The sequence below is a fragment of the Marivita sp. GX14005 genome, assembly GCF_023370775.1.
GTDB lineage: Bacteria > Pseudomonadota > Alphaproteobacteria > Rhodobacterales > Rhodobacteraceae > Marivita.
Window position 1 is genome coordinate 272824 of sequence record NZ_JAMCCQ010000003.1, and the last position, 13343, is coordinate 286166.

The window sequence follows — 13343 nt, forward strand, 5'->3', positions numbered from 1 at the left end:
ACCGTGACATGACCCGTGAATATCTCAAGAAGGCCACGATGACCTCGACCACCGATGCGACCGAAACGCATCGGATCGTGACCGGCATCCTGAACGACATCGAAGCGGGCGGCGACGAAAAGGCGCTGGAATACGCTGCCAAGTTCGACCGCTATGATGGCAACGTCCTGCTGACAAAAGACGAGATCGACGCCGCCATCGCGCAGGTGCCGGACAAGCTCAAGGCCGATATCGACTTCGCCCATGACAACGTCAAACGCTTTGCCGAGCTGCAGAAAAGCACCGTTGCGGATGTCGAGATGGAGATCCTGCCCGGTTTCGTCGCCGGCCAGAAGGCGATCCCCGTGGAGGCGGCGGGCTGCTATGTGCCCGGCGGGCGCTACAGCCATATCGCCTCGGCGATCATGACGGTGACGACGGCCAAGGTCGCCGGTTGCAAGCACATCACCGCCTGTTCCCCGCCCCGCCCCGGCACCGGCATCGCGCCCGCCATCGTCTACGCCGCGCATATTTGCGGCGCCGACCGGATCATGGCGATGGGCGGCGTGCAGGGCGTGGCCGCGATGACCTTCGGCCTTTTCGGACTGCCCAAGGCCAACATCCTCGTCGGCCCCGGCAACCAGTTCGTCGCCGAAGCCAAGCGCATCCTCTTCGGGCGTGTCGGCATCGACATGATCGCCGGCCCGACCGACAGCCTCATCATCGCCGACAAGACCGCCGATGCGCATATCGTGGCGACCGATCTCGTGAGCCAGGCGGAGCATGGCTACAACTCGCCCGTCTGGCTCGTCACCGACGACCGCACACTGGCCGAGGACGTGATGGCCCGCTTGCCCGAGCTGATCGAGGATCTGCCGGAGGTGAACCGCGACAACGCCGCCGCCGCCTGGCGCGACTATGCCGAGGTGATCCTTTGCGACAGCCGCGAGGAGATGGCCGCCTGCTCGGACGAATATGCCCCGGAGCATCTCACGGTTCAGGCCGGTGATCTGGATTGGTGGCTTGGTCGTCTTTCCTGCTACGGCTCGCTCTTTCTGGGTGAGGAAACGACCGTGTCCTATGGCGACAAGGCGTCAGGCACGAACCACGTCCTGCCAACCTCGGGCGCGGCGGGCTATACCGGCGGGCTGAGCGTGCACAAATACATGAAGATCGTCACCTGGCAGCGCAGCACGCGCGAGGCGTCGAAGGATGTGGCCATCGCCACCGCCCGGATCTCGCGGCTCGAAGGGATGGAGGGCCATGCCCGCGCCGCAGATGTGCGGCTGGCAAAGTATTTCCCCGGCGAAACCTTCGATCTGACCCCTCATGCGTGATCCGTTCTCCCTGTTCGATCTGACCGGCAAGGTCGCCTGCATCACCGGCTCAAGCTCCGGCCTCGGGCGCCGCGCGGCGCACGTGCTGGCGGCGGCGGGCGCGTACGTGGTCGGCGTGGCGCGGCGCGCCGAGGCGCTGGATTCGCTTTGCGCCGAGATCGGCGATGCGGCCGCAGGCGTCGCGGCGGATGTCGCGGACCGCTCGAATATCGCCGCGCTCGTCGCGCAGGTTTCCGACCCGTTCGGCGCGCCCGACATCCTGATCCACGCCGCCGGGATCAACACGCGCGAGACCGCCGATGACGTGACGGCGGAAGGCTGGGACAAGACGCTCGCGCTCAATCTCACCGCGCCGTTCTTTCTCAGCCAAGCGATGGTCCCCGCGATGAAGCGCAAGGGCTGGGGCCGGATCGTCAACTTCGCCTCGCTCCAGACCACCCGCGCCTTCCCCGGCGGAATCGCCTATGGCGCAACGAAAGGCGGCATCGCGCAGCTGACGCGCGCCATGGCCGAAGCCTGGTCGCCCATTGGGATCACCGCGAACGCCATCGGGCCGGGCTTTTTCCCGACCGAACTGACGGCGGCGGTGTTCGGGGACGAGGAGCGTGCGGCGCGCAATGCGGCCCAGACCTGCATCGGTCGCAATGGCAGGATGGAGGACATGGACGGGCCGATCCTGTTCCTGTGCTCGGAGGCGTCCTCCTACGTGACCGGGCAGGTCCTGATGGTCGATGGGGGGTTCACGGCGAAATGAAGGCTCTGGTCTATGACGGCATCGAAACGCTGGCCTTCCGCGATGTGCCGGCTGCGGTGCCTCGGGATGGCGAACATCTCATCAAGGTAGCCGCCGTGGGCATCTGCGGCTCGGACATGCACGCCTACCTGGGGCACGACCCACGCCGCCCCGCACCGCTGATCCTCGGCCACGAGGCCGCCGGCACGATCACCGGCGGCGCGCGGGACGGCGCGCGCGTGACGGTCAATCCGCTTGTCACCTGCATGGCCTGCCCCGCCTGCAAGGCGGGCCGGGAAAACCTTTGCCCGGAGCGGCAGATCATCTCCATGCCGCCCCGCGCAGGCGCGTTCGCGCAATATATCGCCATGCCGGAGCGCAACCTCGTCGATGTGCCCGGCGACGTGCCGCTGGAAAAGGCGGCACTGGCCGAACCGCTCGCCGTCAGCTGGCATGCCGCCCGGCTGGCGCTGGAAGCGCTGCACGGCACGATGGAGCGCCGCGCGCTGGTGATCGGTGGCGGGACCATCGGACTTGCCGCCGCGCTGGCGCTTCAGGCGATGGGGCTGGAGGACGTTGTTGTCATCGAGCCGAACGACGCACGCCGCGCGTTTCTCGCAAAGCACTGCGATCAGGACGCCCGCGAGACGCCGGACGGGCTCTATCCCGTCGTCATCGACGCGGTCGGCTTCGGTGCGACCCGCGCGCTCGCCTCCGCCTCGGTTTGTCCGGGCGGCGTGATCGCGCATGTCGGACTGGGCGATGACGCGCCCGGCTTCGACATACGCCGCGCGACGCTGCAGGAGATCACCCTGATCGGAACCTATACCTACACCGCCCGTGATTTCCGCGACACCGCGCAAGCAATCTTCGATGGCCGGCTCGGGCCGCTGGACTGGACCGAGCAACGTCCGCTATCGGAAGGGGCGCGGGCCTTCCGCGATCTGCACGCCGGCGCGGTTGCGACGCCGAAGATCGTTCTGGACCCGTGGACCTGAAACCGACCGATAACGGAGACCACAATGTACAAGAAAATCCTCGTTCCGATGGCGCTCGATCACGGCATCTCGCCCAAGACGCTCGAAATTGCCCGCATCCTCGCCGCCGGCAAGGGCGAGATCGTCGCGCTCCACGTCTATGAAGCGCCGCGCGGATCGGTTGCCGCCTATCTCGACGATGCCACCGTCAACGCCGCAATCGAGCGCGCGAAGGACGAGTTGCGGGACAAGACTGCGGGACTGGACGGAGTGACGCCCGTGATGGTCACCGGCCACACCTATCGCTCGATCATCGAATATGCCGAAGATCACGATATCGACTGCATCGTCATGGGCTCTCACCGCCCTGGCTTCAGCGATTACCTGCTCGGCTCCACCGCCGCCCGTGTCGTGCGCCACGCGCCCTGCGCCGTGCATGTCTACCGCAGCTCCTGAGCTGCTTTTCGCCCTCTCTACCAGGAAAGGCCCCTATGCAATGAATATCGACAGGAAGATCACCGAGGATCTCGTCGCCAACGATATCTCCTTCGTGACCACCGTGCCCTGCAAGCAGCTGGCCGGTGTGATCGAGGAGATCGACCGGCATGACAGCATCTTCCACATCCCCTCCAACAAGGAAGACGAAGGCATGGGGCTTTGCGCGGGGGCGTGGATGGGGGGCAAGCGCCCGGCCATCATCATGCAGAACACCGCCATCGGGGTCACGATCAACACGCTGGCCACGCTGACGCAGTTCTACCGCATGCCGCTACCGATGCTGATTTCCTATCGCGGCGAGCTGCGCGAGCCCGTGGCCTGCCAGGTGGAGATGGCGGTGCATACCAAGGCGCTGCTGAACCAGCTGCATATCCCGACCTATCATTTCCACCGCCAGTCGGATGTCGAGGAGTTCGACATGATCCTGAAATACACCTTCATGTGCAACAAACCCGTGGCGATCCTCACCGACGCCAATTTCTGGGGAGGCTATGGCGACCAATGATCCGTTCTGAAATTCTCAAGGAAATCGCCCCGATCCTGCGCGACCGGCTCGTTGTCTGCAATATCGGCATCCCGAGCCAGGAACTCCACGCCATCGACGATCAGCCGACCAATTTCTACATGCTGGGCACGATGGGGCTGGCCTCGTCGATCGGGCTGGGGCTGGCGCTGGCGCAGGACAAGACGGTCATCGTGATCGACGGCGACGGCTCGGTGCTGACCAATCTCGGCACGCTGCCCACCATCGGCAACAACGCGCCCGGCAATTACATCCTGATGATCATCGACAACGGCTCCTACGGCTCCACCGGCGATCAGCCGACCTATACGGGGCGCAAGACCGACCTGGCCGGCATGGCCCGTGCCGCCGGCTGCGACACTGTCGTCGAAGTGCAGGATGTGGATACCGGCGAGGCGCTGCAAGCGGCCATCGACAGCGGCAAACCGACAGTCATGGTCGTAAAATGCGACAGCGGCAATGCCAAGATGCCGGTCATCACCATGGATCCGGTCGTCATCAAGGATCGCTTCATGAAAGCGGTCGCAAGCTGACATGAGCGCCGCCGCGCATATCCATTCGGCCGGGGATGCGCGGCGACTGGCAAAGAAACGACTGCCCTGGATGGTGTTCGATTACATCGACGGCGCGGCCGGTGACGAAAGCGGCGCCGCGCGCCACCGCGCCGCGATGGATGCCGTCACGCTGGAGCCGCGCATCCTGCGCGATGTGTCCCAGCGTGACCTGTCGGCACGCATCTTCGGTCAGACCGCAGACCGCCCCTTCGGCATCGCGCCGATGGGCATGTGCAACCTCGCCGCCCCCGGCGCCGATCTGATGCTGGCGCGGCTGGCAGCGAAATACAGTGTGCCGCATGGCGTCTCCACCGTCGCCTCGACTCCGCTCGAACGGATCATCGAGGTGGCCGAGGGTCACGCCTGGTTCCAGCTCTATTTCAGCGGCGACGGCACCGGCACGTTCAAGCTGGTGGAGCGCGCGCACGCGGCGGGATATCAAACGCTTGTCCTCACCGTCGATGTGCCGGAGGTCGGCCGCCGCCCGCGCGAATTGCGCCACGGTTTCAAGATGCCCTTCCGCATCGGTCCGCGCCAGTTCCTCGATTTTGCACTTCACCCGCGCTGGTCGCTGACCTCGCTTGTCGCGGGCAAGCCGCAAATGGCCAACTTCCAGATGGACGGGTTCACCTTCGATCGCACCGAAAGCCGTGCCCGCGCCACTTGGGACACGCTGGCGCGCCTGCGCGAGGCTTGGCCCGGCAAGCTGGTGGTCAAGGGCGTGCTGAACCCCGAGGATGCCGCCGCGCTGCGATCCGCCGGCGTCGATGCGATCCAGGTCTCCAGCCACGGCGCGCGGCAACTGCAAAGCGCGCCCGCCCCGATCACCGCCCTGCCCCGCATCCGCGCCGCCGTCGGCCCCGATTTCCCGCTCTTTTACGACAGCGGGCTGCGCTCCGGTGAAGACGTGCTGAAAGCCTTGTGCCAGGGTGCCGATTTCGCCTTCTTCGGCCGCATCCTGCAATTTGCCATCGCAGCCGCAGGTGAGCCCGGCCTGCACCGCATGTGGGATATCCTGACCGAGGAGCTATCGAGCGCGATGGCCCAAACAGGCATTACGCAGATCGGCCGTTCGGTCGCGGATCCGTGACGGAACGGATCGACGCGCGCCGCCGTTCCCTCGCTGAACACCACGTAGCGAATGGAGAGCATCATGGCACGTTTGCAAGGCAAGAAAGCCGTCATCACCGGCGGCGCGGGAGAGATCGGAACCGAAACCGCGCGTCTTTTCCTGCGCGAGGGCGCGCAAGTGGCGCTGGTCGATATGGATCAGGGTGCGCTCGATAAGGCCGCGAGTTCATTGCGGGGCGACGGCGAGGTTGTCACGATCACAGCCGATGTCACGAAGGAAGAGGATGTCAAAAAATATGTCGCCAAGGCGAAGGACACGCTCGGCGGGATCGACATTTTCTTCAACAATGCCGGGATCGAAGGCAAGGTCGCACCGCTCGTCGAACAATCGGTCGAGAATTTCGACAAGGTGATGGCGGTCAACGCGCGCGGCATATTTTTGGGCCTGAAACATGTGATGAAGGCGATGGCCGATACGGGCGGCAGCATCGTCAATACGTCGTCGGTGGCCGGACTCATGGGGTCTCCGGGTCTGACGCCCTATGTCACTTCCAAACACGCCGTCATCGGCCTGACGCGCAACGCCGCTGCCGAGGGGGCGAAGCAGAAGATCCGTGTCAATTCGGTGCATCCCGCGCCGGTGGACAGCCGCATGATGCGCTCCATCGAGGAAGGGGCAAATCCGGGCAAGGCGGACGAGGCGAAAGATCAGTTCGAAAGCCAGATTCCGCTCGGACGCTACGCGCAGTCGGAGGATGTTGCCAAACTGGTTCTGTTTCTCGTTTCTGACGACGCCAGCTACATCACCGGCGCGCAATATACCGTCGATGGCGGTATGACGAGCTAGGCACCCCGGCGCGCCCCTGGCGGGCGCGTCATCCGTTCCGGCTCCATTTCTCAAGCCGCGCGACGGTGTCCTGCGTCAGCGATTGCAGATCGTCCATCGCGTCCAGATAGGGGCACGGCTCTTCCAGCCGCTCCCGCATCGCGCCCATGCTGAACACGTTCGGCGCTTTCAGCCGCTCCAGTTCATCCCACGTCACCGGCACCGCAACCGGCGCGCCGGTTCGGGCGCGCAGGCTGTAGGGCGCCACTGCCGTCTGCCCGCGCTCATTGCGCAGCCAGTCGACGAAGATGCGCCCCTCGCGCTTGGCCTTCGACATCGTGGCGACATAGCGCTTCGGCGCCGCCGCCGCCATCACATGCGCGAGCGTCTTGGCGAAACCCTTGACGAAATCCCAGTCGTGACTGCGCCGCAGATGCAGGCAGACATGCACACCCTTGCCGCCCGTCACCATCGGCACCGAGGCAAGCCCGAGATCGGCGAGCGCATCGCGCATTTCCACCGCCGCGCCGCGCACCTCCGGCCAGCCGAGCCCTTCATCGGGATCGAGATCGAAGACCAACCGGTCGGGCCGCTCCAGCCGGTCCACCTTCGCGCCCCAGATATGGAATTCAATCGTGCCCATCTGCGCCGCCGCGACCAAAGCTTCGGTGCGGGTGGCATAGAGGTAATCTGCGGTCTTGCCGTCCTTCTCCTCGATCGCGACCCGTTGCAGCGCGTCCGGCCATCCCTTGCCGGCGTGTTTCTGGAAAAAGCAATCGCCCGCGATCCCGTCCGGGCAGCGAAGCAGCGACAAGGGCCTGCGTCCCGCGATCTCGATCATGCGTTCGCCAACGCGGTCGTAATGGCAGGCTACGTCGCGTTTCGTGCAGCCCGCTTCGGGAAAAACCTCGCGATCGGGGCTTGAAATACGGACACCCGAGATATCGCTGTCTCCCTTGGGGCGTTCCATGCTGACCTCCCGCGCGGCCTTGTCCTCGCGCAGGCCCAGATAGCTGCCATGCCTGATATGCCCGTCGGCGGTAAATTCGGTGAAATCGACCTCAGCCACCAGTTCGGGGCGCAGCCATGTCGCATGTTTCGCCACGTCTTTTGGCACATCGTCGAAGGGCGGCGTCTTGCGCGGCGTGAAGGCTGCGGCCAGCGTCTCGAATGCCTCCGCATCGAACCCGGTGCCGACCCGCCCGCGATAGCGCAGCGTTTCGTCTTCCCATGTTCCGAGCAGCAGCGAGGCAAACGGCCGGTCCTTGTCCGACGGGGAATAGCCGCCGATCACGAATTCCTGCCGCCGCGTGCATTTGACCTTGCGCCAGTTCCTCGTGCGCTTGCCGCGATAGGGCGCATCGATCCGTTTGGAGATGATCCCCTCCGCGCCGGCCTCGCACGCCTTGGCAAACACCTCCGGCCCATGCCCCTCGACATGCTCGCTCATTCGCAAAGGGCCGTCCTTGGGCACGCCCGACAGGAGCCGCGCCAGCCGTTCCCGGCGGTCCATCTGCGGCGCGCCGGTCAGGTCCTCACCGTCGAGCGACAGCAGATCGAAAGCGAAGAACACCAGCGGATCGCCCTCCGACAAAGCCTTTTGCAGCGAGGAGAACGCCGAGCCGGACACCTTGCGCGCCATCACCTCGCCATCGATCAGCGCCGCATCGCAAGGCAGCGGATCGAACGCATGTTCCAAAGCAGCGAAACGGTCCGACCAGTCCTTGCCCGACCGCGTATAGAGCCGCGTGCCGCCCTTGCCCAAGGCGGCAAGGCAGCGATAGCCGTCGAATTTCGTCTCGTGGATCCAGTCCTCGCCTTCGGGCGCTTCATCAACCAGCGTCGCAAGCTGAGGCTTTTGAAATTTCGGCAAGGCTTTGCCGCGCTCAGGGGCGGCGTCCGCAATATCGCTCACCTCCTTTTCATCAGCAATATCAGACATTTCACGCCCGGTCTTCACAGACCGGTCGAACCCGCCGGTCAACGCGTCGGGATCGTCCTGCGCGTAGTCATCCCGCTCCTTGATAAGCAGCCAGTTCTCGCGCTTCTCGCCGCCGCGCATCCGAACCATCGCCCAGCCGCCGCGCATCCGCTCGCCCTGCAACGTCAGCTTCAACTTGCCCTTTTCCAGCCCTTCCGCCACGTCGCCTTGCGGCTCCCAAGTGCCGCGATCCCAAAGCATGACGGTGCCGCCGCCATATTGGCCCTTTGGGATGGTGCCCTCGAAACTGCCGTAATCGAGCGGGTGTTCCTCCGTCCGCACGGCCAAGCGCTTCTCGCCCGGATCGGGGCTCGGCCCTTTCGTCACCGCCCAGCTGAGCAGCACGCCGTCCCATTCCAGCCGGAAGTCGTAATGCAGCCGCGTGGCCGCGTGTTTCTGCACCACGAAGGCCAGCCCGTCCTTTCGCAGCTTGCCCGGCTTACCGGCGGGTTCGCCTGTCTGGTTGAAATCGCGCTTGGCGTTATAAGCGGCCAGCCTGTCGGGGGTCTTCGCCATCTAGCTTGCCTTCTTCTTCGCGCGCCCACCCTTTTTCTTGCCACTGTCGGCTTTCTTCAGGCTCTCCTTCAGCGCCGCCATCAGGTCGACGACATTCTCGCCCTCGGCGGCCTTTTCGCCCTTGGCGGTGGTGCGCGGGGTTTTCTTGTCCTTGCGCTTGGCTTCGATCAGATCGCGCAGGGCGGCCTCATAGCTGTCGGTGAAAGCCGACGCATCGAAGGGCGCGGTCTTGCGGTCGATCAGGGAGGTGGCGACCTCCAGAAGATCGTCATCAGCCTCGGCATCCTCGATGGCGGAGAACATCGGTTCGGCCTCGCGGATTTCCTCGGCGTAATGCAAAGTCTCCAGCAGCAACCCATCACCGCAGGGACGGATCGCGACAAGCTGTTCCTTGCCGCGCATCGTGAGTTGCCCGAGCCCGACCTTTTCCGCCTGCCGCAGCGCGTCACGCACAACGCGATAGGCATCCTGCGCCAGCTCATCGGTGGGAACGAGGTAATAGGGCCGGTCGAAATAGAGCGGCGGTATCTCGCACACGCCGACGAATTGAACGATTTCGAGCGTTTTCTTCGACTCCAGCTTGATCTCGTCAATCTCTTGGGGATCGAGAAGGATATACTCGTCGTCCCCGACCTCGTACCCCTTCACGATATCGTCGCGATCCACCGGCCCAACGCCCTGCACCGTCTTTTCGTAATGCACCCGTTTGCCGGATGGCTTGTGGATCTGCCGGAACGAGACTTTCGAGCCTGTCTTCGTTGCGGAATAGAGCTCCACCGGGATGGAGACCAGAGACAGACGCAATTGCCCCTTCCACGTGGCGCGCGGAGCCATGCCCTACCCTCCGACCAGATCGCCGCCATTGGGATGCAGCACCTGGCCCGTCATGTAGGACGCGTCCTCGCAAGCCAGAAACAGCATCGCGGGCGCTACCTCGTTCGGCTGGCCGGGCCGGCCCAGCGGCGCGGATTTGCCGAAGTCCTCGACCTTGTCGGGCGGAAAGCTTGCCGGGATGAGCGGCGTCCAGATCGGCCCCGGCGCCACGCCGTTGACGCGGATGCCGTCCGGCGCCAGCTTGCTCGACAATGCGCGCACCATCGACAGGATCGCACCTTTGCTCGACGCATAATCGACCAGCAGATCCTGCCCGCGATACGCCGTCACCGAGGTTGTGCACACGATCGACGCGCCGCGTTCCAGATGCGGCAGCGCGGCCTGCACCATGAAGAACTGCCCGCCCAGATTGGTGCGGAACGTATGAAAAAGCTGCTCCTCGGAAATGTCCGTCACGTCCTCGCGGGCGTGCTGTTCGGCGGCGTTGTTCACCAAAACGTCGAGTTTGCCGAACTTATCGACGGTTTTCGACACAACCTCCTCGCAAAAGGACTTGTGCCCTAGATCGCCGCTCAGGCAAAGCACCCTCCCGCCTTCCTCGCGGATGGCCTCGGCGGTCGTTTCGGCATCCTCGCCCTCATCCAGGTAAACGATGATCACATCCGCGCCTTCGCGCGCAAACAACACTGCCGTTGCCCGCCCGATCCCGGAATCGCCCCCGGTGATGATTGCGCTTTTTCCCTTGAGCCGCCCGGAGCCGGGATAGCGCGGCATGAATTCAGGCGGCGGGTCCATGCGGCTTTCGACCCCCGGCTGGCGGTCCTTGGTTTGCAGCTTGTCCAGATCGTCTGTCTGCATTGTCTGTCTCCGGCTTTGGACTGTCTCGAAAGGCAAACGCCGGTTGAAGGCGGGGGTTCCGCGCGGTCAACGGATGAAGCGATCCCAGTCCCCAAAACTGCCCTTGACCGTCCCGCGCGGGATGCTCAGCCCGATCAGGGCCAGTCCGCAGAGCACCGAAAAGGCCAGCCCCGCAAGAGACGCGCCCGCCACCATCGGCGCGAAGATCAGCACCACGCCCATCAGAGTATTGAGGAACCGGCCCAGCCGCGCGACAGGCGCAAGCGCCGCGACCGTCACGGTGATGACCAACGCGCCGACGATATGGTTCGTTGCGGCAACGCCGCTGCCCCAGGGAAAGACGAGCGGCGACAGCATCAACACCACGCCAATCCCGATCATCGCCACGAAGGTCCAGGGGAAACTCATCCCGCCGCCCAGCATCTCGCCCAGAAGAACGCGCGGGGAGCGTTCGAAATCGTCCTGCCGAAGATCGGTCTCGCCCTCATCGGTATCGCCGGTGAAGAACACGCGCAGCCATGGTTGGCCCGCCTTGTGACGGCGGCGCAGGAATTGGTAGGTCGCGACCAGTTCATCCAACGAATAGGGGATCTGCCAGACCATCGCGGCGGCGGCGATCAGCGCCAGCGTCGAATAGGTGCCGATCACGATGGGCTGGATGACGATGAAGAAGATCGAAATCGCCCCAAGCGGCACGATCATGATCCCGAAGAGCACCACCAGCCAGGGCATCGTGCGCCAGCGCCGCGCCGAGCCGACGGCCCCGACGATGATCTCCAGTGCATAGGTCAGCGCGCCGACGCCCGCGTCGGGGACCGGCCAGGCCTCGGAGACCGAGGAGGTGATGATCTGCTCGGTCCCGTTCTTGCCTTCGAGTGTGCCGGGAAAGAACGGCTCCCACACGCCGTCGATGGTTTCGAGCTGGTAGCCCGTCAGGTAACGCGAGACGAGCAGGCCGACGACGGCCAGAACGATCACCGGCAGGCGCTGGAACCAGTCCGAGGGCGAATAGCTCCAGCCCTTCGGAATGGTCGGGCCGGTTTGCGCGGCCACGGGCGAAACGCCCGGCGATGGCGGCAAGCAGAGTGCCAGCGCGGTTGCGAGCATCCCGACCAGCGTGCCGTTCAGATAGGCCGCGCCGTTGTCGGTCCAGAAAACCAGCGGCGCGAACATGATCCAGACACCGACCGCCGCCGCCGCGAACCGTGCCCAGGGCGCGCGCCATGACAGCGACATCAGCCCGAAGGCGAAAAGCAGCAGTCCGGCCAGAACGTCGCTCGCGATCATCCACGGATCGTCCAGCCCCAGAAGCGGCGGCGAGGTCACCATCCAGACGCCCAGCCCGGCATTGGCCCATCCGGCCCAGAGATTGCGACGGTGCTGCGTGCGATACTCTTCCTCGTGCCGCGCGCGCAGCGCCTCGACATCGTCCGTGCGCGCATCGGCGGCTTCGAGCCAGGGCGGCGGCGTGATGCCGTTCGCCCGATACCATTCCAGTGGATCGTCCTTCAGTTTGTCGATCAGAACCGGCAGCTTGTCCGCGATCCGCTCCTTCGGCTCCCAATCCAGAAGATGCCGCGCCTTCGAGATGTCGAGCGCGTAGTGATCGCTCGCCATGTCGATCATGAAGGGCCGGATGAACGGCTTTTCGCCCTGATCGAAAGCGTCGGGCACCACCGGCTCCGCATCCGTCTCCAGCTTGGCGCCCAGCTTTGCGACCGGGGCGGGCAGAACGAGCGTGCGCCATGTGTCCTCTCCGTGGATCAGCGCGCCGATGCGGTTCTGCAGCGCCGTGTAACTCATCGTGTCCGGCTCGCCGGCAAGGATCACCTCGCCCGGCTCCAGATCGCCCCGGCGGTCCACCACTTGCCGGAACAGGCGCATCATGTCGTTCAGGTGAATGAACGCCTGCCCCGCATGCGTATCGCCCGAATAGACATGCGACTTGAAATCGCGCTCGTAGATCCGCGCGATCTGGTGGCTCAGCGTGGGAACGGCGGTTTCGTCGTCGTAGAGCCCAGCAAGGCGCAGGAACACGGTTTTCATGCCCTCCGCTTCCTCGCGGATGATCCTTTCGGTGCGCGCCTTGGATTGCGGATAGGCCCAAGCGGGCGCAAGTGGCGCGTCTTCGGTGATCCGCTCGCCCGGAACGCCGGGTTCGTGCACCAGCATCGTGCCGGAATAGACGAATTGCTCGACCTCGACCTTTTGCAACGCCCGCAGCAGGTTGCGCGTGCCCTCCTCGTTGACGGCCTCGTATTGCGGGCGTTCCTTGCCGCTGAAATCGAAATAGGCCGCCAGATGGACGACCGATGCCACGTTCCTTTCGCCAAGCATCTCGCGCAACGTATCGACAGCGTGCTCGCAGGATTTCGCATCCGTGATATCGCAGCCGATCATGTCCTCGCGATCCTCGCAAAGCTGCGGCAGATCGAACCCGATGACCCGATACGCCCCGGACAATTCGCGGCTCAGGGCCGAGCCGATATTCCCCGCGGCGCCGGTGATGATGACAACTGATTTGTCCTGCGTGCTCATGTGCGTCCCCTCATATCTTACCCGCCCAACGAACGACTTTGCCGATGGTTCACCGCGGCGCGGCGTCGGCCGTTGCGCGAATTTCCGCTCATGCGCTGTTGAGAACGGCTGAAACCGC

General features: G+C 64.6%; 12 protein-coding genes. 8 read left to right on the forward strand and 4 right to left on the reverse strand.

Translation table 11 applies throughout. The features are described from left to right. The first annotated feature begins 8 nt into the window (after positions 1-8). The 8 genes from hisD (at position 9) to M3465_RS11555 (ending at position 6519) form a co-directional block, all read left to right on the forward strand. Positions 9-1316, forward strand: coding sequence for a histidinol dehydrogenase (gene hisD / locus M3465_RS11520; protein WP_249501892.1), 1308 nt, complete (start codon positions 9-11; stop codon positions 1314-1316). Beyond that, positions 1309-2070: an SDR family NAD(P)-dependent oxidoreductase gene (locus M3465_RS11525; RefSeq protein ID WP_249501893.1), complete on the forward strand. Its 762-nt coding sequence runs from the start codon at positions 1309-1311 to the stop codon at positions 2068-2070. The genes hisD and M3465_RS11525 overlap by 8 nt, the downstream gene beginning before the upstream one ends. After that, entirely contained in the window at positions 2067-3047 is a 981-nt protein-coding gene (locus M3465_RS11530; protein WP_249501894.1) for an alcohol dehydrogenase catalytic domain-containing protein, read from the forward strand. The genes M3465_RS11525 and M3465_RS11530 overlap by 4 nt, the downstream gene beginning before the upstream one ends. Before the next feature lie 24 nt (positions 3048-3071). Further along, on the forward strand, positions 3072-3482 hold the full coding sequence (locus tag M3465_RS11535; RefSeq protein WP_249501895.1) for a universal stress protein: 411 nt from the start codon (positions 3072-3074) through the stop codon (positions 3480-3482). Positions 3483-3522: 40 nt separating this feature from the next. Then, a complete protein-coding gene (locus M3465_RS11540) occupies positions 3523-4029 on the forward strand; it encodes a sulfopyruvate decarboxylase subunit alpha (RefSeq protein ID WP_249501896.1) in 507 nt (168 codons plus the stop codon). Continuing rightward, positions 4026-4580, forward strand: a complete 555-nt coding sequence (comE, locus tag M3465_RS11545; RefSeq protein WP_249501897.1) for a sulfopyruvate decarboxylase subunit beta — start codon at positions 4026-4028, stop codon at positions 4578-4580. Before M3465_RS11540 ends, comE begins: the two co-directional genes overlap by 4 nt. A gap of 1 nt (position 4581) precedes the next feature. After that, complete coding sequence (locus M3465_RS11550) at positions 4582-5691, forward strand: alpha-hydroxy acid oxidase (protein ID WP_249501898.1); 1110 nt, start codon at positions 4582-4584, stop codon at positions 5689-5691. 63 nt (positions 5692-5754) lie between these two features. Continuing rightward, positions 5755-6519 (forward strand): SDR family NAD(P)-dependent oxidoreductase, encoded by a 765-nt coding sequence (locus M3465_RS11555; protein ID WP_249501899.1) that lies wholly within the window; start codon positions 5755-5757, stop codon positions 6517-6519. Positions 6520-6547: 28 nt separating this feature from the next. Here the strand turns inward: M3465_RS11555 and ligD are convergent, their stop codons facing one another. The 4 genes from ligD to M3465_RS11575 all read right to left on the reverse strand — a co-directional run bounded on the left by ligD (position 6548) and on the right by M3465_RS11575 (position 13225). Next, a complete protein-coding gene (ligD, locus tag M3465_RS11560; protein ID WP_249501900.1) occupies positions 6548-8995 on the reverse strand; it encodes a DNA ligase D in 2448 nt (815 codons plus the stop codon). Beyond that, positions 8996-9829, reverse strand: coding sequence for a non-homologous end joining protein Ku (gene ku, locus M3465_RS11565; RefSeq protein WP_249501901.1), 834 nt, complete (start codon positions 9827-9829; stop codon positions 8996-8998). It lies immediately after the preceding gene. A 3-nt stretch (positions 9830-9832) separates the two neighbouring features. Further along, positions 9833-10687: an SDR family oxidoreductase gene (locus M3465_RS11570; RefSeq protein ID WP_249501902.1), complete on the reverse strand. Its 855-nt coding sequence runs from the start codon at positions 10685-10687 to the stop codon at positions 9833-9835. A gap of 66 nt (positions 10688-10753) precedes the next feature. Then, positions 10754-13225, reverse strand: coding sequence for an NAD-dependent epimerase/dehydratase family protein (locus M3465_RS11575; protein WP_249501903.1), 2472 nt, complete (start codon positions 13223-13225; stop codon positions 10754-10756). Between the last annotated feature and the right edge of the window lie 118 nt (positions 13226-13343).